Origin of the sequence: Sulfitobacter rhodophyticola, from assembly GCF_041281685.2 — a bacterium.
Taxonomy (GTDB): Bacteria; Pseudomonadota; Alphaproteobacteria; order Rhodobacterales; family Rhodobacteraceae; genus Sulfitobacter.
Map to the genome: position 1 here is coordinate 2,092,351 of NZ_CP166251.2, position 25,862 is coordinate 2,118,212.

At 58.4% G+C, this 25,862-nt stretch carries 26 protein-coding genes; 5 read left to right on the forward strand and 21 right to left on the reverse strand.

The features are described 5' to 3' along the window. The first annotated feature begins 5 nt into the window (after positions 1-5). Positions 6-3,572, forward strand: a complete 3,567-nt coding sequence (locus AB4X18_RS11290) for a hypothetical protein (RefSeq protein ID WP_370400173.1) — start codon at positions 6-8, stop codon at positions 3,570-3,572. A 12-nt stretch (positions 3,573-3,584) separates the two neighbouring features. On the opposite strand, the gene AB4X18_RS11295 is transcribed toward AB4X18_RS11290, so the two are convergent. Beyond that, a complete protein-coding gene (locus AB4X18_RS11295) occupies positions 3,585-5,000 on the reverse strand; it encodes a chemotaxis protein CheW (RefSeq protein ID WP_370400174.1) in 1,416 nt (471 codons plus the stop codon). 7 nt (positions 5,001-5,007) lie between these two features. Continuing rightward, entirely contained in the window at positions 5,008-7,833 is a 2,826-nt protein-coding gene (locus AB4X18_RS11300; protein ID WP_370400175.1) for a PAS domain-containing protein, read from the reverse strand. Positions 7,834-7,987: 154 nt separating this feature from the next. Between AB4X18_RS11300 and AB4X18_RS11305 the strand changes: the two genes are divergently transcribed. Next, complete coding sequence (locus tag AB4X18_RS11305; RefSeq protein ID WP_370400176.1) at positions 7,988-9,622, forward strand: HAL/PAL/TAL family ammonia-lyase; 1,635 nt, start codon at positions 7,988-7,990, stop codon at positions 9,620-9,622. A gap of 2 nt (positions 9,623-9,624) precedes the next feature. On the opposite strand, the gene gvpA is transcribed toward AB4X18_RS11305, so the two are convergent. From gvpA to AB4X18_RS11400, 19 genes are all read right to left on the reverse strand, one after another. After that, the gene (gene gvpA, locus AB4X18_RS11310; protein ID WP_299881917.1) at positions 9,625-9,837 is read right to left on the reverse strand and encodes a gas vesicle structural protein GvpA; all 213 of its coding nucleotides are present in this window, start codon (positions 9,835-9,837) and stop codon (positions 9,625-9,627) included. A 134-nt stretch (positions 9,838-9,971) separates the two neighbouring features. Further along, positions 9,972-12,593, reverse strand: a complete 2,622-nt coding sequence (locus AB4X18_RS11315; RefSeq protein WP_432816604.1) for a hypothetical protein — start codon at positions 12,591-12,593, stop codon at positions 9,972-9,974. 28 nt (positions 12,594-12,621) lie between these two features. Then, positions 12,622-12,957 carry a gas vesicle protein K gene (locus tag AB4X18_RS11320; protein ID WP_370400179.1) on the reverse strand — a complete coding sequence of 112 codons (336 nt, stop codon included), beginning with the start codon at positions 12,955-12,957 and terminating at the stop codon, positions 12,622-12,624. Continuing rightward, entirely contained in the window at positions 12,954-13,460 is a 507-nt protein-coding gene (locus AB4X18_RS11325; RefSeq protein WP_432816605.1) for a GvpL/GvpF family gas vesicle protein, read from the reverse strand. Before AB4X18_RS11325 ends, AB4X18_RS11320 begins: the two co-directional genes overlap by 4 nt. A 137-nt stretch (positions 13,461-13,597) precedes the next feature. Continuing rightward, complete coding sequence (gene gvpJ, locus AB4X18_RS11330; protein ID WP_370400181.1) at positions 13,598-13,804, reverse strand: gas vesicle protein GvpJ; 207 nt, start codon at positions 13,802-13,804, stop codon at positions 13,598-13,600. Then, positions 13,794-14,516 carry a GvpL/GvpF family gas vesicle protein gene (locus tag AB4X18_RS11335; RefSeq protein WP_370400182.1) on the reverse strand — a complete coding sequence of 241 codons (723 nt, stop codon included), beginning with the start codon at positions 14,514-14,516 and terminating at the stop codon, positions 13,794-13,796. The genes gvpJ and AB4X18_RS11335 overlap by 11 nt, the downstream gene beginning before the upstream one ends. Next, positions 14,513-15,460: a GvpL/GvpF family gas vesicle protein gene (locus tag AB4X18_RS11340; RefSeq protein ID WP_370400183.1), complete on the reverse strand. Its 948-nt coding sequence runs from the start codon at positions 15,458-15,460 to the stop codon at positions 14,513-14,515. Before AB4X18_RS11340 ends, AB4X18_RS11335 begins: the two co-directional genes overlap by 4 nt. Beyond that, positions 15,444-17,549, reverse strand: a complete 2,106-nt coding sequence (locus tag AB4X18_RS11345) for an AAA family ATPase (protein ID WP_370400184.1) — start codon at positions 17,547-17,549, stop codon at positions 15,444-15,446. The genes AB4X18_RS11340 and AB4X18_RS11345 overlap by 17 nt, the downstream gene beginning before the upstream one ends. Then, the gene (locus AB4X18_RS11350) at positions 17,546-17,776 is read right to left on the reverse strand and encodes a gas vesicle protein GvpG (RefSeq protein ID WP_370400185.1); all 231 of its coding nucleotides are present in this window, start codon (positions 17,774-17,776) and stop codon (positions 17,546-17,548) included. The genes AB4X18_RS11345 and AB4X18_RS11350 overlap by 4 nt, the downstream gene beginning before the upstream one ends. Further along, entirely contained in the window at positions 17,776-18,546 is a 771-nt protein-coding gene (locus AB4X18_RS11355; RefSeq protein ID WP_370400186.1) for a GvpL/GvpF family gas vesicle protein, read from the reverse strand. The genes AB4X18_RS11350 and AB4X18_RS11355 overlap by 1 nt, the downstream gene beginning before the upstream one ends. After that, positions 18,543-19,094, reverse strand: coding sequence for an Hsp20/alpha crystallin family protein (locus tag AB4X18_RS11360; RefSeq protein WP_370400187.1), 552 nt, complete (start codon positions 19,092-19,094; stop codon positions 18,543-18,545). Before AB4X18_RS11360 ends, AB4X18_RS11355 begins: the two co-directional genes overlap by 4 nt. Continuing rightward, a complete protein-coding gene (locus AB4X18_RS11365) occupies positions 19,091-19,411 on the reverse strand; it encodes a gas vesicle protein (RefSeq protein WP_432816606.1) in 321 nt (106 codons plus the stop codon). Before AB4X18_RS11365 ends, AB4X18_RS11360 begins: the two co-directional genes overlap by 4 nt. Continuing rightward, positions 19,411-19,725, reverse strand: coding sequence for a gas vesicle protein GvpO (gene gvpO / locus AB4X18_RS11370; protein WP_370400188.1), 315 nt, complete (start codon positions 19,723-19,725; stop codon positions 19,411-19,413). The genes AB4X18_RS11365 and gvpO overlap by 1 nt, the downstream gene beginning before the upstream one ends. Beyond that, positions 19,722-19,979: a hypothetical protein gene (locus AB4X18_RS11375; protein WP_432816607.1), complete on the reverse strand. Its 258-nt coding sequence runs from the start codon at positions 19,977-19,979 to the stop codon at positions 19,722-19,724. The genes gvpO and AB4X18_RS11375 overlap by 4 nt, the downstream gene beginning before the upstream one ends. Then, on the reverse strand, positions 19,976-20,854 hold the full coding sequence (locus AB4X18_RS11380; protein WP_370400190.1) for an AAA family ATPase: 879 nt from the start codon (positions 20,852-20,854) through the stop codon (positions 19,976-19,978). Before AB4X18_RS11380 ends, AB4X18_RS11375 begins: the two co-directional genes overlap by 4 nt. A gap of 185 nt (positions 20,855-21,039) precedes the next feature. Beyond that, positions 21,040-22,305: a 4-coumarate--CoA ligase gene (pcl, locus tag AB4X18_RS11385; RefSeq protein ID WP_432816608.1), complete on the reverse strand. Its 1,266-nt coding sequence runs from the start codon at positions 22,303-22,305 to the stop codon at positions 21,040-21,042. Between the two features lie 6 nt (positions 22,306-22,311). Beyond that, on the reverse strand, positions 22,312-22,797 hold the full coding sequence (locus AB4X18_RS11390; protein WP_370400192.1) for a hypothetical protein: 486 nt from the start codon (positions 22,795-22,797) through the stop codon (positions 22,312-22,314). 571 nt (positions 22,798-23,368) lie between these two features. Then, positions 23,369-23,743 carry a photoactive yellow protein gene (gene pyp, locus AB4X18_RS11395; protein ID WP_370400193.1) on the reverse strand — a complete coding sequence of 125 codons (375 nt, stop codon included), beginning with the start codon at positions 23,741-23,743 and terminating at the stop codon, positions 23,369-23,371. Positions 23,744-23,770: 27 nt separating this feature from the next. Further along, the gene (locus AB4X18_RS11400) at positions 23,771-24,196 is read right to left on the reverse strand and encodes a hypothetical protein (protein WP_370400194.1); all 426 of its coding nucleotides are present in this window, start codon (positions 24,194-24,196) and stop codon (positions 23,771-23,773) included. 164 nt (positions 24,197-24,360) lie between these two features. Here AB4X18_RS11400 and AB4X18_RS11405 point away from each other — a divergent pair, with 164 nt between their 5' ends. From AB4X18_RS11405 to AB4X18_RS11415, 3 genes are all read left to right on the forward strand, one after another. Beyond that, on the forward strand, positions 24,361-24,513 hold the full coding sequence (locus AB4X18_RS11405) for a hypothetical protein (protein ID WP_370400195.1): 153 nt from the start codon (positions 24,361-24,363) through the stop codon (positions 24,511-24,513). A 72-nt stretch (positions 24,514-24,585) separates the two neighbouring features. Beyond that, positions 24,586-25,101, forward strand: a complete 516-nt coding sequence (locus tag AB4X18_RS11410; protein WP_432816609.1) for a hypothetical protein — start codon at positions 24,586-24,588, stop codon at positions 25,099-25,101. Next, the gene (locus AB4X18_RS11415) at positions 25,098-25,814 is read left to right on the forward strand and encodes a hypothetical protein (protein ID WP_370400197.1); all 717 of its coding nucleotides are present in this window, start codon (positions 25,098-25,100) and stop codon (positions 25,812-25,814) included. The genes AB4X18_RS11410 and AB4X18_RS11415 overlap by 4 nt, the downstream gene beginning before the upstream one ends. The last annotated feature ends 48 nt before the right edge of the window (positions 25,815-25,862 follow it).

A 25,862-nucleotide genomic window follows, 5' to 3' on the forward strand; every position in this document is an offset into this window, starting at 1 on the left:
TAACGATGGCCAAGACTTCTACCTGTCGACTGAAGACCTTGCTGGCTTCAACGGCTGTGATCGGACTGCCCGGAATTGTCCATGCGCAGGACTGCGTTCCGGGTGGGGTGGCATGCACCGGTGATATTGCAGTGACCATGCCCGCCGCGCCCAACACCGGGGTATCCGATACCTTCCCCGATCTGGCCATCGACGGCTTTGATATCACAGTTGACGGTGCCCCCGTCGCGCAGGACGGGACGATCACAGATGGTCCGCCCCGTCGCGCATCGGTCAAACGGCGGCAGGATATCGCGCTGGCGGAGGCGGAAGTTGCTGTGCAGTTCGACGGGTTGGATGTGCAGCCGCGTCTGGCGCTTGGCGCGGTTGGTCCTCGTAGACAGCGGCCGGGTGATCCCGTGCGGCTTGTCAGCCAGATGAACTATCCGGCGTTTGTCACCCGTGGAGAGATCCGCGTGATCGAGGTGGACAATCGGGGCAGGGGCCGCGTGGTGGGCACGCTGCCGCTTGCCCCCAATGGCGAAGTCACGGTGCCGGCGCCTGACGCGGGCAGCACGCGATACTACAGCTACCGCGTCTATGACGCACGCGGGCGCTACGATGAGACCCAACCGCTGGAACTGAACGACCTGATGGGGCGCGGTGCGCCCACCATCCCGGTGCAGGAAGGTGATCTGGTCGAAGAGGGCATCGATACTGCTGCCACGCGCCGTATTCCGATTTCCGGTGGCGCGGTCACGGTTTCCGGTCGCAGCCTGCGCGGCGGGCAGGTGGTCAACACGCTAGGTGAACGGGTTCGGGCGGACGATGATGGACGGTTTGTGCTGCAACGCATCCTGCCCACGGGCGATCATCTGGTGAATGTGGATGTTGCAGGCGGGCAAAGCCTTGCGCGCGATATCACAATCCCGGCGCATGACCTGTTCTACATCGGGCTGATCGACGTCACACTGGGACGGTCGCTGGAAAATGAGCTGCTTGATGCCACCGGAGAGCCTTACGACGAGACCTATCAGCGGGGGCGCGTGGCGTTCTACCTCAAGGGCAAGATCAGGGGCGATGTCTTGCTGACTGCGGCACTGGATACGGGCGAAGACGATCTGGACAACCTGCTGAGCAATCTTGACGAAAAGAACCCCCGCAGCCTGATCGACCGGATCGACCCGGACGAATTCTATCCTGTCTACGGGGACGACAGCACCTCGATCAATGATGCGCCCACCGCCGGGAAGCTCTATGTCCGGTTGGAACGGGATGACAGCCATGTCGTCTGGGGCACCTTCAAGTCCGAAATTCAAGGCACCGAATATTTGCGCAACGAACGCACGCTTTACGGCGGGCAGGCCGTCTATCGCAGCCCCGCACAGACGTCCAACGGACAAGCGCGCGTAGAAGCGCAGGTTTATGCGGCACAGCCAGACACCCTGCCGCAGCGTGACATTTTCCGCGGCACGGGCGGGTCGGTCTATTTCCTGCGCTTTCAGGACATCTCACGCGGATCGGAAACCATCCAGGTCGAAATTCAGGACCCTGATACCGGCCGGATCATTTCACGCCGGACCCTGCAATACGGGATCGATTATGACATCAACTACGTTCAGGGTTTGATCACCCTGCGCGCGCCGCTTTCCGGGACGGCATCGGATGGCGATATCATCACCGGCAACCCATCGGGTGACAATGCCGCGTTCCTTGTGGCGACCTATGAACATACGCCGACCGTCTCCAACGTGGACAGTTTTTCCTACGGTGGCCGCGTGCAGGTCTGGGTGGATGATCATTGGCGTCTGGGTGTGACGGCCCAGCGCGAGGATCTGGGCACCACGGATCAAACGGCCTACGGTGCGGATGTTCTCTATCAACCTTCCGAGCGGACTTTCTTTTCCTTTGAGGTCGCGCGTACCGATGGCACCGGCCTCAGTCAGAACTTCTCGGTTGATGGGGGCCTGACAGGGGGTATCGATGCAGGTATCGCCGGAGACGGGCGGGCGTACCGCCTGGAAGGACAGGCGGATTTGCAGGAACTCGGGCTTGCGACGCCTGGCCTGATCGGTGGATATTTCGAAGACCGCAGTGCGGGATTTTCCACCCTCAGCTACCGAAGCGCCAACGACGAAAAGCTATACGGCTTCTTTGTCGAGGCGGAGGTGACGGAGTTGTGGTCCGTTCGGGCGGATTACGATTATTTCGAGGATTCCGCCGGGCGGGAGATTGCCGAAGGTTCGCTTGCCGTGACCTATCATTATTCCACCCGCGTCGATCTGAGTTTCGGGATCGAGCACGTCGATGAAGTGCGCCCCGGTGTGACGGCGGATACCGGCAGCAGAACGGATGTGGCGGTACGTGTCGATATCGAACAGAACCCCACGTTCCGTTCGTATGGGTTTGCGCAGGCAACGGTGGAGCGGTCGGGCGGTCTGTCACGGAACAACCGCGTGGGCGTGGGCGCGGAATTCGACTTTGCAGACAACTGGACCGCTTTGGTGGAGGTATCCGAAGGCTCACTGGGGCTCGGCGGTCAGGCCCGGCTCAGTTATGCGGACGACCTCGGCAACACGACCTATTTCGGGTATACGCTTGACCCCAATCGCGAGCTGGATGGCCTTGCGCTGACCGGGCGGGACAAGGGGCGTTTTGTGGCAGGCGCGACCCGTCGGATCAACGACCGCCTGACCTTTACAGGGGAGAACAGCTATGACCTGTTTGGGGAACGCAAATCGCTAACCAGCACCTATGGTGCGCTTTATGACATTACGGAACGTTTAAGTTTCGATTCCGCGCTGGAGGTGGGCCGCGTGCGCGACCCGGTCACGAATACCGATTTTGACCGATACGCGCTTTCGTTTGGGGCTGGCTACGAGGACGAGATCCTTACGTGGCGCGGCCGACTGGAATACCGCCGGGACGAAGGTTTGACCTCTGGCAACAATCAGGATGCTGACACGATCGCGGGGTCGTTCGCCGCGCGATACAACCTGAGTGACGCAGCGCGTTTTCTGTTTGCTGTCGAAGGGGTGAAATCCGAAAACGCGACGGCATCCATTCCGGACGCGGAGTATGCCGAACTGACCTTTGGCTATGCCTTTCGCCCGGTGGAGAACGACCGCCTGAATGTCTTGGCAAAGTACCAGTACATTTATGACATGACAGAGCGGGCAGGCGTCACTGCGCCTGTTGGCAGCAATTTCCTCACCACCCCCCGGCAAAAGGCGCATATCTTCAGTGTCGATGCTTCGTATGATCTGAACCAGCAATGGACGCTGGGCGGTAAGCTGGGCGGGCGTTTTTCCGATCAGGACATCGGCACCGGGTTTGTGTCGAACAACGCGGCACTTGGTGTGGTGAACCTGCGCTATCACGCTGTGCACAAGTGGGATTTCCTGCTGGAGGCCCGTCAACTGACATCTGAAGATGTGGGCACGCAATATGGCCTGCTTGGCGCGGCGTACCGTCACTTTGGCAACAACCTCAAGGTCGGCGTGGGGTATAATGCGGGGCGTTTCTCTGATGACCTTGCGGATGTCACCTACAACGACAAGGGGATCTTCCTGAACATTGTTGGAAAGTTCTGATCCGCAGCGCGGCTAGACAGTGACCAGCGCCCCAAGGTCAACAACCGGGAGAACCGCGCGATTGGCTTTTGTTCCCAGTTGCACGGCGGGTCCCATCTCTCCATCCTTCGGATGCTCCCGCCATTCAGACACTTCGATACTGATGACCTGCGCGACCTCAAAACCGATTTGCTTCTGATCGCCACCGGTGAGCACAACACGGCGGTTCTTCGTTTGCGCGTCATCTTGCGCGGCTGGCGTTGCCAGAATATCGGACAGCCCAAACAGCGCTACGGATTGGCCCAGCCTTGAAAAATAGCCCCGGAAACCCGGTGTTTCGCGACGGGCCGGTGTAATCGATGTGGGCGGATCCATGATACAGCTTACCTGGCTAAGTGGAATTGCGACCGGCGCGCCGACATCAACAACCAGATATCTCTCACGCTCCCGCACGACCGTTCCGTTGCCAGCGTCCGTCTGGTTTTCGACCGGTGCGTGCGTTTCTTGTGCGGCTGGCTCAGAGAGGGACGCGAGGTTCAGCGCGACGGCATCTTCGTGCAATGCGCGGATGTCCACGGCGTAAATCTGCGCGCTGTCCGCCTGAACGTTCACATATTCGATTAACTGTTGTGCGTGCTCCTGACACAACGGAATCTGCGCCGATTGATCCGGTTTGAAACTCTCAATGTTGCGAATGGCATCTACAGCGAAACCAAGAAGCCTGTCGTCGGGAAACCGCATCACGACAATTTCACTTGGTCCGCGCTCCGTGATCTCACCCAGACCCAGCATGCTGACAGGGCAGGCGACAGGAACCCGGCGGCCGTAATAGGATATCTCACCAAGACAGGGGCCGGATGTGATCGCCGTAACCTTTATGTCTTGCCGCGGTACCGCAGCATAAACTTCAATCGCGGGCACCGCATAAAGCGCGCCACCCGCCTGGAACGTAAGCTGTCTGGTATGCCGCTCAGCCGTGCCAGTCACGTTCGCAAGGCCAGGGCGCTGCGCAGAATAGACGTCGGGCAGTTCGAATATGGCGGGCACGTCGAGGATCGCGACAAACCCCGTCTGATGTTTGAATACACCCCGTATGTTCGTTGGCGCGTCCGCATCTGTTTTGTTCAATGGCTGAACGTCGTCGTCAGCGCAGGTGGCAATGCCCATGACTTCATCAACGTAAAAAGCCAGAACGGAATCGTCACATTTCAGCACGACGGCCAGGTGAGCGTTTTCCGTATCCGGCCCGCTTCCGAATATCCTGCCGATATGAAGCAGGGGCACGACACTGCCGCGCAATTCGAACCCACCCAGAAGGGCATCAGATGGGATGGGCAGGGCAGCCGGGCTGTTGACGTGGCAAACCTCGCTCAGTTGATGGATCGGGATGCCGATGGGCGTTTTGCCGATGCGGACGATGCCGTAGGCGTGCTGACTGGGTTCTGCCATAACGGTATCAGGGGCGTGCGATTGCGGATTGCATTTCGCCTGCAATCCGCGCTGCTGCACCCATGGTGCCGCCTTGCTCTTCGCTCAGCTCCAGCATCCGTGACAAGGTTTGGGCGGTTTCTTCCAATCTGGTTGATTGGGTGCCGAAAGCCTCCATGATCAGCTGTGCGTTGGTTGCGCCATCCGTGATCTGTTGCGTCGCGCTTTCGATATTTCGACCAATGCTGCGTGCGGCTTCACCGTTACGTTCTGCAAGTTTGCGCACTTCATCCGCGACGATTGAAAAACCAATTCCGTGTTCGCCCGCCCGCGCCGCTTCGATCGCCGCATTGAACGCCAGCAGGTTTGTCTGCACCGCAATTTCGCTGATGACATCGACGAGTTCGGACAGGTCCGACACTTCGGAGGAAACGGATTTGAACGTTTCCATCGTGGCGTCGAGGTTCTTGGTGCTTTCTTGAGTACTTGTGCGTGCCGCGTCAGTGCCTTGCACCAATTCGATCGCGCCTTGCCGGATTGTATTCCCTGTTTCTGTGCAGGCCTCCACCTGTGTCCTGATTTCTGCAGAGCGGGTGCTGACCAACTTTTCCAGTTCAACCATGTCCGTGATGTCGATGGCAGATTTCAGCACCTTGGTGACCTTGCCATTCACATCGAAAATCGGCTTGTAATGAGCATACAGATAGACATCGCGGTCAAACCGACCAACGCGGTGCACCCTGCCGCAGGTTTCCTCTCCCTTTTCGAGGTTCAGCCAGAAGCTTCGGTACTCGGGGGTTCGGACATAGTCGGATATGCACAGCATCGAATGGTGCTGTTCAACGATCTCGCGCAGTGTATACCCGAAGATTTTCAGGAAACTCTCATTCGCATTTATGACGTGGCCGGTGGGATCAAATTCGATGACTGCCTGAGAACCCAGAAGCGCATTCAACTTTGCCTCCACCTCAAGTGCCGTGAGATATTCCGCGGTCACATCACTGCCAAAGAACAGCACGCCGGCAAAGCCAATTTGCGGGCTGGATATTGGCGAATAGGCCCCCCGCAACCAGACATCTTCGCCCTTTGCGCCAATGTGCCTGAAAGTGCCAGACTGCAATTCCCCGGCGCGCAGATGATCCCAGGTGGCACGATGGCTTTCGGCTGCCGCCGGATCATCGGTGTGGGCGGTATTGAGCTTTTTGCTACGCACGTCGGCGTCAGTATATCCGAACACATCGCAGAATGTCTGGTTGGCCGCGTGAATGGTGCCATCTGCCTCGAACTCGATAAAGACTTGCGCGGCATCCACTGCGTTCATCTGGTCGTTCAGCTTTGCTTCACGCAAATGGCTGTCGGTCTGATCGATGAAGAACATCAGCACTTTCTGAAGGGTTCCCCGGGCACTGAAAAGCGGTTTGTAAACAGCCCGCAGCCAGAGCACATCACCAGAAGCAGAGCGCATTTCGTACAACCCTTCGAGCGTCTCCCCTTCATAGAGCTTGCCCCAGAGATCGGAGTATTGAGCGGCTGGCATTACCTCTTCGGTGCACAGGTCGCGATGCCGGACTTCACGTGCTTCATCCATGGGAATGCCAAAGCATTTGGTGAAAACCTTGTTGACCCTCAGAGTGTTGCCATCGGAATCGAACTCCGCACGGCCGAACATCGCGTTGCTGGCGTCCAGCACCTGGCGGCAGTCGAGGTAATCCTCGTATTCCTCGGTGATATCGGTGGCCAGCTTGAGAACCTTTTCAAGCTTGCCGTCCGAATTCATGATCGGAACCAGAGCGGCCTCCAACCAGACGATCTCCTGATCGGATGTGCGGTGCTTGATCTTGAGCTTTTGACTTTTCCCCAGTGCCAGCGCCTCCCAAACCTGGATATACGCAGCACTTTTGGCGAACGTCTTGTCGCAGAAATCGTTGTCATGCATCCCGATGGCCTGATCGTCCGGATGTCCCAGCAGACCAGCCAGCGCCGAGGTGATGGCCGTCACGTGCCCTTCGGCATCAAATTCGCACATCGGCAGACCGGCCCAGATCGCATCGCTGCGTTTTTGGGCGATGTCGGCGGAATAGCTGTCTTCGGTCACATCCATCAGACAGTGGATGACCCGCGCCGGGTGGCCACTGGCATCCTTGAGAGGGGTATAGATGCTGCGCAGCCAGATTTCGCTGCCCACCGCCGACACATGGCGATAGACCCCATCGACCTGTCGGCCCTGACGCATTTTTTCCCAAAAAGCGATATAGGCTTCGCTGTCACAGATTGCCTTGGGCCAGATCGTGTCATGGTTCCGCCCCACCAGTTCCTCGCCATAATCCTCCATCGCGGCCTGGGCGAGGTCGTTGACGGACAGAATATTCCCGTCCATGTCGTAGGTGATGATGCCGATCGCAGCGTCGAGTACAGGATCGGGGTCTGGGGATGCCGCGCTGGTCGGCGGCGGGGATGCTTGGGGCGCTGAAGTCAGATGAAGCAGGACAAATGAATCCCCCGACGGTGCGGCACAGGGCAAGGCCCGAATGCTGCCCGAGCATCTGAGCCCGAGTGCGCCGCTCACATCACCCGTCCAACTGCAGGATTCCGCGGCGCCAAGCTGGTCCCACATTACCTCTGCGCTTTGATCGCTGCCGTGCGCCATCTCCGTGAAGGTGGGCAGAATAGCGTTGTCCAGATCAAGGCCCAATTGCATCAGCGCGCTGTCGTTCGCCGACACAAGTGTGCCGGTTTCAACACTGAACAGCAGCAGGATATCCTCCGCCAGCAGGGTTGCGGCCACCGGACCGATGACCCCGGGAAGGATCTGTGCGGGCGTATCGAATTCTTCGGTTTTCGGGGTCTCAGACATGTGGGTTCCTCGATCGGGTTCGGACATCTCTTAAGGGGCATGGCTTAATGAAACCTTGCGGTTGGTCGAATTCGGCCCATGCGATCCACTGGCGTTTAGCCTGCATTAACCATGTCTTTGCTATGGTCCAAAAAAAATCTGGACAGGATATGACATGACACAGCATCACGACCCCGCAGCGGCACGCGTTCTGGTTGACGCTCACCTTTCGCTTGAAGATGCCATACAGGTTGTTGACGGGCGGTTGCACCTGTCGCTTCTCGATACTGCGTGGTCCCGCTGCGCGGCTGCGCATGGTCGGCTACAAGAAGTCATTGCCGAAGAACGTCATGTCTATGGGATCACCACCGGTTTCGGGCCACTGGCCAATCGGCTGGTCAGCAGTGCCGACGGCGCCAAACTGCAGCAAAATCTCGTGCATCACCTCGCGACAGGTGTCGGTCCGGCATTTGACTGGGCGACAGCCCGGGCCATTGTGCTGGCGCGGCTGATGTCCATTTTGCAAGGTGTGTCGGGTGCCTCCAAACCTGCGATTGATACTCTTCTTCAGACGCTCAACGGACCTTTGGCACCGGTGATGCCGTGCCGCGGTACGGTGGGCGCGTCGGGTGATCTGACGCCGCTTGCCCATATGGTCCTCTGCTTTCAGGGGCGTGGGGCATTCTGCTTGCGGGACGGGCGTCGCATCAGCGGTACCCAAGGTCTGGAGATGATGGGGCTGGAACCTGTTGATCTTGACGCGCGCGACGGGCTGGCGCTGGTCAATGGGACATCTGCGATGACGGGGGTCGGCCTGATCAATACCCGCCGTGCTGCACAAGCCATTGACTGGGCCATCACGTTGACGGCGGCAATGGCGGAGGCGCAAGGCGGCAGGATTGAGGCGTGGCACCCCGCCTTCGGTGTGTTGCGACCCCACCCCCGGCAGGCCGCAACGGCCAGTCTGCTGCGTGCGCGGGTTGCAGGCAGCACGCGGGTGGAGCGGAGCCATCTTGCCGATCGTCGTCTTGCCGGATTGGAACCCACAACTGAAGAAAGCATTGGCCAGGATGCCTATACATTGCGTTGTGCGCCGCAGGTCATCGGCGCGGTCTGGGACACGGCAGACTGGCACAGCAAGATCGTCGCGACGGAACTCTGCGCGGCCACGGACAACCCGATCTTCCCCATTGTTGAGGTTGAAGTACCGGACAGCGATATTCCAGACAGTCCGCTTGTGCTTCACGGTGGAAATTTCATGGGACAGCACGTGGGCCTTGCATCTGATGCCCTGGCCCAGGCTGTGACGGTCCTTGCGGGGCTGGCGGAACGGCAGATTGCGAGATTGACAGATGAACGTCTGAACCGCGGGCTGCCCGCCTTTCTCCACCGCGGCCCTGCCGGTTTGAATTCGGGCCTGATGGGGGCCCAGGTCACTGCGACGGCGCTGCTGGCGGAAATGCGGACCATCGGGCCTGCGTCCATCCACTCAATCTCGACCAACGGGGCAAATCAGGATGTGGTTTCGATGGGAACTATCGCTGCACGATTATTGGGTCAGAAGCTGGGTCTTCTCACGCAGATCCACGCCATCCTCGCGCTATGTGTAGCGCAGTCTTTTGACATTATTGAAGAAGCCGAGGCTGATACGGACGAGGAGGATTACGGATTATCTGCCAATGCGCGCACGCTGCATCAGCTGGTCCGCAGCAAAAGTGCTGCTGTCACCGAGGATCGTCCGCTTGGGCGGGACATTGAGACCTTGGCAGCCACCATGGCACGCTATGCCCCACCCAAATTGCGGGTCTGATATCAGGCTGTTGCCGGATCAACCGTCAGACCGACCGCTTCCGCATACTTCAGCCATGTCTCCACGGAGGAGACGACGGCGCGCACTTCAATGGCGATCAGTTCGATTCCAACCAGCGAGATGCGGACAAAGGCGTCAATGATCACCCCCTTGTCGAGGATGCGGTCCACAACTTCGGCAATTGATGCCGATGCGATATTCTTTTCGATAGACATAGTATTCTCCATGTTAAAACAGGGCCGTGCGCCCCATCCATTCGGGCACGGTTTTGAGTAACTGTCAGAGAATAACAATTCATTGCGATCAGGCGGCCGGGCGTATTTGAACACGCTTAATGCCTAAAATCCGATCAGACTTTCGGCTTTGCTGCGCCATGCCTAAGTGTTTCCCGGATCTGCGAAGCGATCATTTCCGCGAAATAAAAGCGAAGGTTGTCCAGTGGCGCATCCGCTGCCTGAAAGAAGGATGCCGTATCTTCCATAGAAAGAGCATCGGCCTGAGGACTTACCAGTTCTTCGATCTTGGACGCGGCTGCTTCTTCGGTGGTATTCGGGTTTCCGTTCCGATTAAGGGGGGCCGGATTATCCTCAAGTGTCCTGGTCAGGTGCTGCATTTGTGATGCAGCACCTTCCTGCGCAGAGCGCAGCGCAGCGATTTGTCTTTCCAACCTCCGCATACGTTTGGCAAGGGGTCGATAGTTTGCGGCGTCTCTGGCGGCGATCTGGTCCGGCAGCGCTGAACTGACGGCTTCCATCCGGCGAATGACCTGTTCCGCCGCCGTCGCGAAACGTGCAAGGCTTTGACGTTGCTCTGTCAGGTCTAGGCGGGGGGGCTGCTGCTGCGAAATCTGGTTCTCAAAGGTGGACTGAAGGCCGGATATCTGCTGGGGGAGGTCGGTCAAAGGCGCAAGCCGTTCGATCTGGTTCTCGATGTTGGAAAGATCGGGGTTGAACGCCGTGAGGGCCTCGGACAACCCCTGAATCAACTGGCCAAGCTCTGCCCCGTCTGCGGCTGGCGCAGTCCGACCCATCGTTTCTATCATCAGTTCCAGCCGTCCAACGACGGTGGCGAGTGCGGTGCCGAACATGGCAAAACTTGTGCGTTGCTCAGTAAGGTCCAACGTCACCGGTGCGGTGGTTTGCATGACCTCTACCTGCGTTTGCAGACGATCCAGCGTAGGCAATAGGTCGCACTGCTGTTGAAAAAGCGCAGAGAGGCTGGATTCGATGGTGGACAAATCGGTGGGCGGTGCCGCCGATACGATCCTGTCCGGCAGCGCCAGGATCTCGGCATGCAGCTTTTCGGTCCTGCCGTTGTCCTGCAATCGCTCGGTCAGCTGCGCCGCAATGGCCTCCGTGTCTAAGGTCGAGGAAAGGTGTGTCGCGCATTGCTCAGGCAGACGCTCGATCTTTTCCAGAATGGCGCTTTCAGTGCTTTCAACTTCGGCAGGTGTCGCGTGACGCTCCGTTACTTCTTCCAATCGTTGGACGACAGTGGCCAGTGCGGTGGTGAACGACGCAAAACTGCGCCGCTGTTCGGTCAGATCAAGGACTGGCTTCGGCTTGTTGGCAATCGCTTGCAGCGTGGTGTTCGCAACTTCAATCTGCTGTGCGACTGTCGGTAGAAGCATCATCTGCGTCTTGATGCTATCCAGTTCCTCCCCGATCCGGGGGCTGTTATCGCTCTTGGCCAGACTGGTTGACAAGGTGGACGAAACGATCTCCCGGAGGTCGTCGTACAGCGCCTCTGGAATGGCCTGTCTGTCCGAATCTCTGGTTGCGTCAAGGGCTTCCTTGATCTGATCGGCAGTTCCCTCCAACCGTTGCACAACCATTTTCATAACCGTGCTGAATTGTGCAAAGCTTTGCCTTTGTGCCGTCAAATCAAGCACCGGGTCGGGACGGGCAGCAACGTTTTCGATGGAGTCCTGCACCTGTGCCAGCGCGCTAAGAATGGCGGTGCGTTCCGCTGTGCTGTCATGGGCTGAAGCGGCAGGAGGTGCAGCATGCTGCGTCATTTCCTGCTTCAGCGCGTCCAGGTGCAAGCCCACACCATCCAGCGTCTCCGCGATCTGTCCGATACGGGCATCGCTTTGCGGTGGGTGTGTGACGGCGGCGCTCATTTCATCCAATCGGGTCAGAACGCCATCCAGCCGCTCGTTTCCGTGATGAACCGCTGCCGACAGCCCTTCTTCCACGCGGGTCAATCCAGCATCAAGGTGGGGCAACACGTCGATCAGATGTTCCAGATCGGGCGGCAAGACAACTTGCGTCGGCCCGGTCGGTGCCTGATTGGCGTCGGCCCGCACGGCCTCAATCTGTTGTTCCACGTGACCAAGCCGCTCGGCAATATCCGCAAGCGGACGGGTGATCCGTTCCGCCAGCGCATCCTGCCCCGACATCAATGCACGAAGCGGACCTTCCAATTGCGCCTCAATGGTCTGAGCAGGGTCCGGTACTCGGTCTTCGGCAATTGTATGAGCGAGATCACCCACCATTCTGGCGGTTTCGACGTTGACCGTATCCAAGGTCTGCAACTTTTCATGCACCGCAGCCAGCCCGTCTGGACCTTCAAGGGCGGAAAGCCTGCCCAGCACTGCGTCGAGCGTGGATTGCATCTTGTCAGCCCCGACGTCTTCGGTCTTTTCCGGCTCTGGAGGAACGGAGATCGGAGACGCAAGATCTTTCAACTGTTCCGGCAGGCCGTCCGGGCACCCCAATGCAATGAAACCTTCACGAAAGGCCGCAACAAACCGCACTTCCGGAAGATCGCGCAACTGAGAGACCGCAAAGAGCGTGTCAATCTCTTCACCATGCCCCACAACATGAGTAACGACCCCGGCACGGGCCAGATCGTCAAGCTGGGCCTGCGGGCCGCCATTGCTTCGAGGGGCACCCCTGCCGGAGCGGAAGGCATGCGCATCAGGGCTGCTGCTTTCGGCAAAGTCTGGATTGGCACGGACGGTGTTCATGAAGAATGGCTTTCCAAAGGACTGGAGTTCAGATGGTGCGACCCAATGGCCCAAGGTCGAGCGACAGGTCATCAGGTGTAAGGCCGAAGCGCCCAGCAAGATCATGAATTGCCGCTTCTGCTCGCATCAGCGTTGTGCCCAACTGTTCTTCTTGCGTCGGCGACAGCAATCCATCTTCCATCTGGCGAATGGCTTGCAGCTCCATCAACTCGCGCAGGAACGCCATCAGTCCGAGGACCAGTCGCGCCAGATCCTGTTCGACCTTGTCGGGGTCGATAGAGATCTGGTGTGTATCGCCGGTACCTTTGACCGCCTGTCCAATAGCCGCCGGATCCAGTTCGAGTGTTATTGCATCTCTGGTCACGCTGCGTCCTTTTGTTTGGTGGCGGCTGTTATTTCGGAAAACGCATAGGGAGGCCAAAGCCCGGTTACGTCGAGGTTCCGCACGATACCGCTGAATGCGGCGGCGCGTTTGGCGATCAGGGATTTGAACCTGTCCTGCGCCTGTCTGGGGATCAGCAGATGACATGTGCATTGGTTGTGCCGTACCAGCGGTGCGGTTGCGGCGGCGGATTCCGCGCCGCGCATGATTTCCACCATCGCCGCTTCCAGCACTTTTTCCTGTTCACGGCGGCGTGCTTGCAGGATCTGACGGCTGCGCAGCCATGAGGGAACATCAGGGCTCCCGTCCATATCCAACCGCTGCGCGGTCAGACGCACTGTCAACTGTCCATAACCGCTTGTTTTTTTCAGCCGGGCCTGCAAATCGTTCATCTGGTTCAGGGTCAATCGGCGCACCACTGATGTGCAATAACTGGCTCTTGGCGCAAAGGGCAGAAAATCCACCCCCGCTTCAAAAAGCTGCACTTGCCGCCCCATCCGGGCCCGCGCCGTTGGCGCAGCAACACAAGGGCTGCTTATCAAAACAAGAGATCCAATCGTTTCCTGTGTCAGATCTTCAGCATGAGGGGTTTCAGCTGACGCCCACCCCAGAGCAGAATTGCTCATCTGTTAAGCTCCCGCATTTTTTGTGGCGTGCTGAGTACGACGTCGACACCGAGGAACACCAAATCCACATCGGCAACCGTCAGCCACAGGCCGCCGCGCAGAACGACACCGTGGTTGAGTAATCCATCGACCAGATCGACCAGACGGCCGTCCTGCTTGGTCAGCGCCTCTGACGCGGAGGCCATCTGCAGATCAACCGCCATCGCAATTCTCCACTGCACGTTCATCTGCGACGAAACTGTAGGCAGGCCATGGTCCCACCAATTGCAAGCAAAGGTTCAGCATTTCTGACTTTGAGGCGAATTGTTCAACGGTTGTTTTCAGACGATCGCGCTTCTGCCTGGGCAGGAGAATGCCCACGTGCAGCAGCGCATCCTGCGTTGTGTAAGCCGTTATCGGACCAAGAGTTTGCAATGCATGCGAAAGATCCTGTGTGAACTGTTTGCGCATTGCGCCGACAGACTTGCGGGCATTGCGGGCGATCCGACGATGGGCAAGAAACTGTGCGCCAGTCCTGGGTTTTTCGTCGTGTTGGGCTGGAACCATGTCCTTGTTCGCAAGGGTAAGTTTGACAGCGAACTCATGGCGGTCCGCAAGTTGCTCCAGCGTATCAAGATGCCGTTCCGCATCCTCGTTGATGCTTTGCCGCATCGCGTGGATCGACGAAAAAAACGCGCCGAAGCGTGTTGGGAGCAAGGGGGCGGTTTCGCAGTAACCGAGCAGGAGTTCGTGATGTGCCATCGCCCGCGCAGCCATCGCGGACGGCTCAATGCCATCCAATGCACCGTCGTGAGGGCACCGGGAAACCAGTGCAGACAACGGACCAAGCCGCAATATCCGATGCGCGTGGGGCGACGGCACGCGCCTGGGGCGCCGAGCCATCAATCCGTGAAGCTGTAAGACAGGGGAGGTCATGCGACAGCCAGCCCCATTGATGCGCTTGTACTTTGATCATCAGCGCGGATTGCGCACAGGTGCAGACCTGCTTTCACTCCGCCCAAGCGGGTTGCTGCTTGCACCAGTTGTGCAGCAAGGCGGATGTGCCCGGGATCGCATCCCGGCTTCATCAAGGAAGTGCGCCGTGCTTCTGTAATTTCCTGATCCGAGGCGCCTGGATTGAGACGCAATGTCACATGGGCATGCTCAATGGTCGCGGCGTCCTTCCAGACTGGATCCAGCAATGCAAACGAACTGCCCGGAGCAGGGCCAATCTGCCGGATCGAAAGGCCTTCGGGCCAGATCGCGTCAATACGCTCAACCGCCTGGTCGAGGTTGAAAATGTCAGCCTCTGAAACCAAGACAGCCGCATTGAGCAGAACATCCTCGGCGACGGGCAACGCCAGCACTTCCCGTCCGACGCTCCGCAGTTCAGGCCACATGGTCGCTTCAAGTCTTGCCGCCAGTTTGCCCACCGCACTTTCCAAGGCGACTGGTGTGATCTGCGTGCCACTAAAAAGCGGTCTGATCTCAGGTGTATCCCTGAAGTGCATCAGCACCTGTGCCGCTTGCCAGCGCACCGTGACCTGATACTGGACTGCGCCACGCAGTCGCTGACTGACTTGATCGAGGATATCTGCGTTCGCCGTCAACAGAACAGACATCGCATCCGGATCGACAAAACACTCCCGTCGCACGGGCAAGACAGTTCCAAAACGCATGCAGCTTTCGAGGTGGGCTTGTCTCTCAGCTGCGCCTTGCAGGGCCTGTCTGCGGTTGCCGCTCATTGGCATTCGCCAGCTTGTTGATTTACCAAACACGGCAGTAAAACGACCCGAGGGAATGAAGGACACTCCTGGTGGGGAAACGGCCCCGTTCGGGCAGCAGTCGATCAGCGCGATGAGTTCATGCCTTTTCGTCATACGTCTCTCCTGCAACGAAATCTGTCAGACGCGCTTTTTCGGCGGATGCCATCAACCTGTTTGCGGCATCGAAATCCGCTTTCCCGATGCGGGTTTCACTGGCTTGCGTGTCTACGGCGTGTCGCAAAGCATGTCGGGCTGCGGATGCGACGAGCGCCGCAATATCGGCACCGGACGCCCCTTCGCTGTCCCGCGCCATGCGGTCAAGATCAATGTCATCACTGAGCGGCAGTGATTTGCAATGTACATCCAGAATGGCACGACGGGTCGTTCGGTCAGGCAAGGGAATTGGAATGACGACATCGAAGCGGCCGGGTCGTGTCAGGGCAGGATCAATCGCGGCGGCACGGTTGGTGGCCGCCAGGACCACAACGTCACTGTTGCGCACCATACCGTCCAGTTCCGTCAGCAGCTGCGCAACCAGCCGGTCCTGAGCGGCATCTGCCTTCCCTCTGCGCGGGGCCAGCGTGTCAAGCTCATCGAAAAAGATCAAGCACGGGGCGGCATGACGCGCCTTGGCGAAAATGTCAGCAATTGCGCGTTCGGCATCGCCAAGGAATTGGGACAGCACGGTCGCTGGCCGGACCGGTATGAAATTCATTCCGCTTTGCGTCGCCAGCGCCCGCGCCAGCAGCGTTTTGCCACTTCCCGGCGGGCCTGACATCAAGACACCCGCAGCAGGCTCAAGGCCCAGTGCGGTGCAGGCCTCCCGGTGCTGCAACGGCCAAAGCACCGCTTCTGTCAGGGCGGCCTTGATGGCATCCATGCCCCCTATATCATCAAACCCTACTTCGGGCGTTTCGACATATGTGCCCCTCAAGGCGCTTGGGCTGGTCACCGCAAGCCCCTGCATCAGGTCAGCCTGAGTTATGAACAAATTCTCTGGATCAACTTCTGCTTCACTCCCAGCAGCTGTAACTGTCCGGTCAAGTGCGGCAAGGCTCGCTTCGCGGGCGACAGCAGCAAGATCGGCACCGACATAGCCGCTTGTTTCAGCAGCGATCCGATCCAGTGCGACGTCGTCGGCAAGCGGCGCGTTACGCAAGTGGACGCGAAGAATGGCTACGCGCTGACGCGCATCCGGGGGCGCAAAACCAATCTCTCGGTCGAACCTGCCCGGACGTCGGAGCGCCGGGTCAAGACTGTCGGGGAGATTGGTGGCAGCCATGACGACGATACGCCCGCGTTCTGCCAGACCATCCATCAAGGTCAACAATTGTGCGACAACCCGACGCTCCACCTGTTTTTCGCCCGAAAGCCCTGCACGAGCGGGGGCAATAGCGTCAATCTCATCTATGAAAACGATTGCCGGGGCATCCTTTGCGGCGGCTTCAAAAATAGCGCGCAGCGCGGCTTCGCTTTCGCCGTAGTGTTTTGAGACAATTTCGGGACCGTTGATCTGATAGAAAGCGGCAGACGTCCGCGCGGCAATGGCGCGTGCCAGCAACGTCTTGCCTGATCCCGGTGGCCCGGTAAACAACACGCCGCGTGGGGCGGCCACGCCAAGCCGCTCGAACAACTCCGGTCGTAACAGGGGGACCGCAACCATCTCATGAATGCGGGCAATTTCGGCTTCCATCCCACCAACGCCATCGTAGCCAACTGCAGGAGGGGGCGTTGCCGCCAGAGACAACACAGTGTCGAGGGTAAAGAGACCCGCTGGCGCTGGGTCCAAGCTTACCACTTCAAGGGTGACTTGCCGGCCCATCGGCGCGATGATCGACAGCCTATCGCCTTGGGTCAACGGCAGGTCATGCAATGCTTCTGCAAGATCTTCAGGGTTCGTCACCTCGGCACCGGTTATGCGGACCAGCACTGAATTTAGCGGTAAAAGCGCCGCTCGCCGCACCTGCGCATTGGTGCCAAATTCACCGCCCGCGTTTCGCGCAAGCTCCGAAGATATTTCCAGTCCTGTCCCACCACGCGGTGCAGGCATGACGCGGGCATGGGTTGTCCGACCCGCTTGCAACGTGATGCAATCGCCGGCTGTTAGACCGACTTCGGCCATGCGATCGATCGGTATCTTCACCAGCGCGCGCGCCGACTGCGGACTTTGGGCCAGTGGAAGGGTCAGGGTGGGGTCAATCATGAAAGCATACCAAGTCGGCTTAGAAGGTCGTGTTCTGCCGCGTCATAGGTCTCATCATCAATCTCTCCGGCCAGCAGTTGACCTTCCAACTCGACAAGCGCCCCCCGGATCGCCGCTGGGTCATTGAGTTCTCGTTCGGCGGTTTCATGCACTTTGCGGGCGACCCACAAAGCCGTGTCCGCAGGAGCCGTAACGGGCGAGAAAAGCAAGCGGCGCAGTAAACCCATCAGGCGGCCTCCTCTTCCTGCGGGGGGGACAGATAAAGCTGCACGAAGTTGTAAAACGGGGCCGGGCCGATGATCTGGATTTCAGGTTCTGCATGTGGCGCAAAGGGAAGCGCAGCGGCTGTTTTCTGCAACGCAGTTGTAAATGTCTCCTGGTTGTCGGCGTCGACCAGGAACTCCGCGCGCAGGGCTTGTGCGTCGCTGTCGGGCGCCCGGAGGACATGGTCCCTAGCAAGCGGCTTGAGGGCATCCAGCAAGGTGCGCTGCGCATCACCGCGCCGTCGGTCCAGTTGCTCCGCCAACCGGCCTCCGAAATCGGCTACTGCGAAACGTGCTTCTGCACCGCGCAATGACAATGTATCGCGTTCCTTGCGGAGGGCAGATTTCTGTTCCAGTGTCGCCTCAAGTGCCTTGGACCGATCAAAGGACACGCGCACGCCGAGTTCGACGCAGCCCCTGATACGATCGAAGGCGCTTGCGATCTTGTCGTGCTGGGAGGTGATCAGATCCGTAGCCTCGTCCAGCGATGCCGCCACCAGCCCAAACCGTGCGGGCAATACGGGTGCGATCGGCAAAAGTCGCTCCAAAACCCGGGTATGCGCCAACATCAGCTTTCGGCGCGGCAGAATTTCGGCGTCATCCTGGGCAGAATGGATCAGCGCCCATGGGCCAAGCGGACTGACCTCCACTGTTGATTGTAGGCCCATCGTGCCATCGAGAGCGGTCTTCGCAACCGACGTGCCAGTCTCTGCCAGGCCATAAAGATAAATCATGCGGTTTCCTTGGGGATGTTCAGGGAAAGGATGCCATTGCGCAGCGAGACGGTGATCCGATCGGGATCGAACGGATCCGCCAGGTTGATGCGCGCATGGTATTTCCTGTCTGCGCTTGTTTGCACAACAAGGTCAGTTCCGTCCTGCGACAGCGTGATGTCCTTACGTGAAACACCGGGCATGTCGGCCGTCAGAACCCATGCCCCGCTGTCTTCAAAGAGATCGTATTGCAAGGGGATAGCCGATGGCTGCTGCTGCGGACGGGGCGGGGCAGGCGGGGTTTTCTTACGGTTGACCGGTTGCGGGGTACTGGGGCTTTCACCCCCAACATCGATCCCGCCCATACGGAGCCGTATGCCCGCATGTGCGCGCATTGGGCCCTTTTCTGTCTCGAATATATGATCGCGGGAAATCGTCCCGCTTTTTCCGTCTTCGAGCTTTGTGGCGATCTGCCCAACGGCCTGGTTGAGGGCGTCGAAAAGATTGCCAAGACCAGTTTCAATGTCTTGGGGTTTTTGCCCGAAAGGGTCTCGTCTCTTGTCATTCATCCGGTGGCCTGCCTTTCGTGATCAAGAGCGGTGAGACGGCTTTCCAACGCCGCAATCCGATCCAGCAGAGCGGTGTTTTCCACCCTCAATGCGTCGGCATCGGCGCTGAGGCTGGGGTCGGCTTCCCACCAGTTGATGCCCATTTCCTTTGCCTTATCGACTGTCGCAATCAGAAGCCGCAGGCGGATCGACAAAAGCTCAATCCCCACGAGCGAGACTGAAACGTCGCCCGCAATCACGACACCCTTGTCGAGAATGCGCTCAAGCACATCGGCCAATCCGTCACCCTGGGCAGGGCCCTGAATATCATAGCCCATCAGGTCACCCGATCTTCGCGGTGATACCGGCGCAACCGTTCGAAATGCACAAGGTCGCCCGTTGGACCAAACTGGACTTCATACGCCGACAGCAGATCGTTATCACCCATGCGTGCACGGCTTTCGAGCACGTCCAAAGTGATGGCCCAACTTGCCCCTTCCGTCTCCGAACGGGCGCAATGCACCACCGCATCCACGTCCAAGCCCGTCATTGAAACGATGGCCGAACGTGCAAGGCCGATGGCATCCATCATGCTCAGCCCCTCACCGGCGGGCGGTGGTCCCTTGAATTGGGTCTTGGCCTCATGCTTCATCTTGCCAAACCATTTTCCGCAACCGCTTCGGCCTGTGCCAGAACCGTCATCAGGTGTTTGCGCTCATCGCAGTTTCGCTGCAATTCGTGCTGAAAGCTTTCGGCCCTGTTTTGCGCCTGATCGAGGCCTTGGCGCAGGCGCGCGGCATCGAATTCAAGCCGGACAAGGCCGATGGCAGCTTCCTTGGCAGATCGCGCCACTTTGGCAGACGCCATTCGCGGCCGCCGGGGCAATTGGGTCTTTGGTCTGTTCATGAGTTACCTCTTTTCGTTTGTCCTGCCGCTTCAAGCGCCCTTGCGATTTGCGATGGGCTGAGCGTGGCACCCCGCCCGTTCAGGACATCGGTCACGATCTGGGCCAGCAAGGCATCGGATATGGGGTTTGTGCGCTGGCGCACCGCGACGATGCGCGCAATCATCAATCCGGCCCGCATGGAGTGATCCGCATCGGGTCCGTCGAGCGCTTGCAGATGTCGCACCAGCATGACGATGCGGCGGCTCATCTGTGCGGACACCCCGGTGCGGGCTTTCACAATGCCCGCTTCTGTTTCCATCCCGAAACGTGTCAAGCGGAAGGTAAGCATCCGATCAAGAAGCGCATCGGGCGACTGGTTCACGCCTGCATAATCATGCGGGTTTGACGTCAGGATAATCCTGAAATTGTGATGTGCCTCGATCTTTGCTGCATCGGCCAACCGGTCGGTTGTGATCAGAACCCCTTCTTCAAGGACGCTGAGCAGGATTCCGTTTGCCTTGGCACTGGAGCGCGTGAATTCGTCGTAAACGAGTGTGTGTCCATCTCGCATCGCTTCGGCCAGCAGGGACGCCTCCCAATCATAGCGCAGGCTTGCCTCACTTCTGCGCACGCGTTGAATGTATTTGTCGACAACGGAGTGGGTGCTTTGCCCGACTTCCTTGCCGATCAGATCGTCACTGCCCAGCCAATCGTTGCCTGTCATGACCGACACCTTGCGGCCAAGGCGACGCGCGATTTCGAGCGCGATGGAGGTTTTCCCGAGCCCTGCTGCGCCTTGGAAATTCAGAGGGACGCCAGCACGGGCATAGAACAATCCCCGCTTGATCAGGCTGCTGATTTCATCGGATTCAAAGAAGTCTTGGCCGTTTGTCATACCCCGCCATGGGGATTGATGTGATCCGTTTGCGCCAACCTCAACACTGGGGCCGATAAGCTGGGATGTACTTTCAAATTTGGTCACGCGCGGCCCCGAGGATTGGCGGATGCGTTTCTGCATCTCGGTTCACCATCCGTGCTTTGACTTTATTTTCGGTTAATCAAATTGACTGACTTCAGGTTTTAGCTCGCGACATAAGGAACGTCGGCAGATCTTGTTTCTTCGGGTTCTGCCCAATCACAAGGCTTGCCCATCACGTTGCGCGGCAAGGCTGCACCGAAAGTCAGCGTTCCGGGCCGCGCAGGTGCCGGTAGGCGCATGCGGACATGATCCCGTATCTTCACCTCCAGCGCTTGCAGATCTTCAACCTCCCGTTTGGCGACCACGAAGCCTTTCAGGCGATCATTGCCCGGTCGAACCGCTACGTCTGCTACGCCTGTAACTTCGCCGATGCAGGCGGCAACCTGCGCAGGCAGCACGTTGACGCCCGCCACCTGAACCACTTGATCGAAGCGCCCGCCAAGGCGAAACTGACGGTCGGCCGTCCAGACAATCCGATCCTGTATCGGTAGGGACGCCTGATCGGCATCAGCCGCTCTGACAATATCGCTATCGACTGCTGCAAGGTGTTCCAGCAAGCTGAACGGCGCCTCCTGCGCTTGCCTGCTGCCAATCCCGCCAGTCTCTGTTGCTCCGTAGATCTCAGTCATTTTTTCGGGACGTCCCGGTCCCTGTCTTAACCAGGTTTCATCGGTACTTGGCCCGCCTGACGTGATGCCGTGCAAGCCACGCGAAATCGCCATACCTGCCGCAGCAACGGATTGCCATGAGAAGGGCGTGCCGATTACCAGGTCACCGGGTTGCCCCATGCGTGCAAGAGCTGAGGGCGCATGGCGATGCAGATCGATGACGTCTGCGCCAATCATGGAAGGCAACAGGCAAGTGAAAAGAAATCCGAAAATATGATGTGGCGGCACGAGGGCAATGATGCGGGAAGGGCAGGCGAACCCGTTCAGAGGGCCTGTGCGCAGGGCGTCAACTTCAGCTTCCAGCCGTTGAAGAGGATGCAGGTGGATGCTCACCGGTCCTGCCGTCCCGGAGGTTGCAAAACCGTACGTTTGCCCCTCATCAACGAGCGTGGCGTGCTGGCTTACAGTCTCAACCCAACGTCCGATGGAAGGATTGAGCAGCAGATAGTCTTCCGCCCCGGTCTGACTGAGTTGAAAGAACCGGTTCACGCTGCTGATCAGTTCGAGCCGGGACAGACTGTCAAATCCAAGGGTCGCCTCATCCACGGCGAATGCATCGATTTCATTTGCGGACGTCCCGAAGACCAGCGGCGAAATTGCCTGATCCTTGCGGATCAGGCCCTTTTTTTGCAAGTCTGACTGCGCCTGTTCGATCAGGGCGATCAGAATGCGTCGTATTGAATCAGGATGCAGCGCCACGGATCGCTACTGCCCGCCATCCAACTCGTACAGGAATTCGCCGACAAGGCTTTTGTAGTGCTGCCGTCGGTCGGCGACCTGTGCGCGCAGGTCCATGGCATATGCGGCCAATTCGGCAGGTGTCGCCTTGCTGGGATCCAGTCCCATACCCAGATCAACATCGCGTGCTGCGTCGTACTGGATCAGCTTTTCGATTGCCTCATCCAGGTCTCCGCAATCCCAGCCCTGCACGCGGTCTTCCTCCTTGTCGGAGATGAAGAACAGGCGCACCGTGGTGACAAAACGCTGATCACTGGTGCGGTAGAGGTTGATCTCGTACCAATAGGGCACGCTTGCCGAATAGCTCATCGCCATTCCGAGTTCGCTGCCGTCAAAGGTGATCGGGCGGCCGCCGATGCGTTTGATCCGGCGGGTCTGGGTGGGGAATTGAGCAACGCCACCCTGTTGCGCGCCTTGATCCATGGACGAAGTGGCTTCCATCATTGAAGACATGGTTCTTTCCTTTCGAAAGACGGGTTTGCGCTACGCAGGCAGTGTCCCGTAAGTGTGTGGAATGCGGCAAGCACCGTTGGCTGTGTTTGCGCACAATTTCTTCGTGGCCCTGACAGGACCGGGCCAAGGACATCTCGCAGCCAGAGTTCCAGCCAAGTGTGCAACTCAAGGGTGTCGTTGAGGACAGCACACCGATAACTGGGCCTGACACCAGCGGTGTCCCCTGGCTCCAGAGACACGGCGGCATGGATTTTCCCCGCAGCATCCAGATAAAGCGCGAAGTGATGCGCGATACTGGCGGAATGTCCCTGCAGTTCACCATCTACCTTGAATGCGGGCGCCCCTCTGAACCTTACAGGTTTTGCACCGTCCTGACGCAAACGAACCTCTGCCAGTGGCAAACCTGTTGGCGCGCCACTTTCCTGCCGCAGCGCCACTGGTGCAGGCTCCGGTTTTGGCGTTGATGGCGGAGGGCTTGCCCGTACCGCCATCAAAAACCTCAACTCCGGCGAGATGGTTACCTCGACCTTGATCTGATCAGTATGGTGCATCGGATGGCCCTGGACCGGTCTTAGGTTCGCTTGACGAACATCCAGCAATTCTGGCCATCCGGTTGTGACTTGAGGTGAATTTTCACGCCGACGTCGGCCCCCTTGTAGGCGAAGGTGTAGTCGAACATGACGTTGATCTGGCCGGTTCTGTGAAACTTCAGGAATTCACCGTGAAACCGCTTGCCCTTCGCACAAGGAGCGACATCGTTGAAGAAGTCCTTGCCGATCATCTCTTCCGGTGTGCGGCTTGCGATCAGGCCTTCGGCCTTGTTGTACTTGGTGATCTTGCCATTGCGGTCCAGCATCACCGCCCCAAAGGGCAGATATTCGGCGCGCTGCGGCTCTCGGCTGAGGATGTTGTCCAGATCCTGGCTGCCAAAGGGAATGATTTCCATCTTTAAGTCCTTACTTTGAGGGGTCGTTTAGTCGTCCATGTCCACGCCGGGTTCATTCGTGAGGAATGAATCCGATTTGGTCATCGACATGTCATGCAAACGCTTGAGAGGCTGTGATCCGAATTCTTCGGGCTTTTGAGCACGTCCTTCGGCGGCGGCCCATTTGTAGTCCATCTTGCCGAGGGACACGATGCACTGGGGGACCAGTTCGAAACGCTCCTTGAGGGCATATTTTGCGGAATCGACCTCAATCGGTTCCGCAGCCTCGAATTCCAGCATCGCGGTAAGTTCTTCCACGACGCTTTCAGCTTCAAGCCGTGCTGTGTTGCCGATGACCTCGGCCGCGGCCTGCAAGACCCATTCAGGGTGTTCACCCCGAATGATAAGCCCGCGTGCCTGATCGCGGTACTCATACTGGCCGTCAGCTTCGCTAAGTTGTCCAATTTGGTTCATTCGTCCTTGCTCCTTCCGGCGCGGCAATCAGCGACATGCCGCGACAATCTGCGGATGGAAGGGTGATGCAGGGAATTAATGAAGAATGAGCAAACGATTGCGTGCTCAAAGCCATATGATACGTTCAATTCAGGGTGTATTTTATAGGTTCGGGGGCAGTGACGATGTCAGGAATGGTCGAGATGTATGTCGAAGATGGAGGCGAAGAAATCCTCTATTACAGCTTCAATTCGATAGCGGAAGCCTCTGAGATGTTGTCGTTCCTCAAGGAATTCTTTCCGTTGGGGACTTTCACGATCCAGCCGCTGCGGCATTGAAGGTTGCTGCGTTAACGGTCGCATAACCAAAACCCTGTTATCGCATCCGCACTCAAAGGAGAGCATTGCGATATGATGAGCCTTACGATGCGCGAGGACGGTCAGGCGCAGGCAAGGGAAATGTCGACAACCCGGTCCAGCATGAGCGGTGCCGATATTTCTGTCGCGGCGTGGGACAGACAAGTCGTGCGTCGGCTTGGAAATCCGCCCTATCGATTCAATGGCCGAAGGCTTTGTTGGCATTGGCGGGCCCTTGACCCCGATCAGCATTTAGAGATTGCGGTCTGGGAACGCCAACGCGGTGGATTTGTCCTTGGATATTCCTGCCTGAAGGACGGCGCTGTCCGTGCGGCTGCTTTCAATTTCAAGGAATGGTCAGACGCCGTGGACCACCTTGAACATCTGTGCAGTGCCAAAGGCGGGACCGGGTCGTTCGGCGAAAACCTGTTTGATCTCCTTTCCACGTTGCATGCGGAGCTTCGTTTTCACCAGCAGTTCGAAGTTCTTGTCGGAGATGTGCTTGCTGATTGGGAAACTTTCCTGATGCAAAATTCGCAAATCCCATCATCCAAGGAACCATTTCAATGATCCACCAAAACGATTACCGCAACCGCGCCGCCCATGTCCGCCGCTCCGCCCGGGCCCACCTAAAGGAGATCCGCGCGGCACGTCTGGCGCGAAAGAGCGATGGCACGGACACCTCGGACCCGGTCGAGATGGCGTTTGAACGCGCGGAGCTGGCTGTCAGCCGGGAAAACACTCAGATCATTGAAGCCGCCCCGCCGACGCTGGAAGAGGCGGACGATATCAACCATCCTGCCGACGATAACCCAGCCCAGCTGTCACCTTCTCCCGTTTTGGAGGCGCCGGATTCGGTTGAACATGCGGCACTTGCGGAGCTTGATGACGATGTTGACTTCATTGTCGCTTCAGACCCGCCGTCTGACGTGCGTGACCCAATCGACTCCGATATGACAGATAGCGACGCAACCCGTCTCGGAGTTCCCTCTTCGCAAGATCACACTTCGGAACAGGAGCAGTTTTCGGCGCAAGAACCCAGCGCGATTGCACCGTGTCAGGATGCGCAATCGATCGAACCTGATCTGGAAGGCAGCGATTTGAACAGTTTGCCCGGTGCCGGGCCGGGCCTTGTTTGGTTGCTGCATCAGTGTGGGGTGACCAGCCTGGCTGAGCTTGCACAAAGCGATTCCGCTTCGCTCTCACCCAAGCTTGGTGTGGTCGGGCAAATTCTGGACGTGAGCAGATGGATCGAATTTGCCGCATCAAAGGCCGAACAGTAGACCGGGATGCATGCGTAAGTCTCCCGGGCAGGGGGCGGTCTGCTCAAG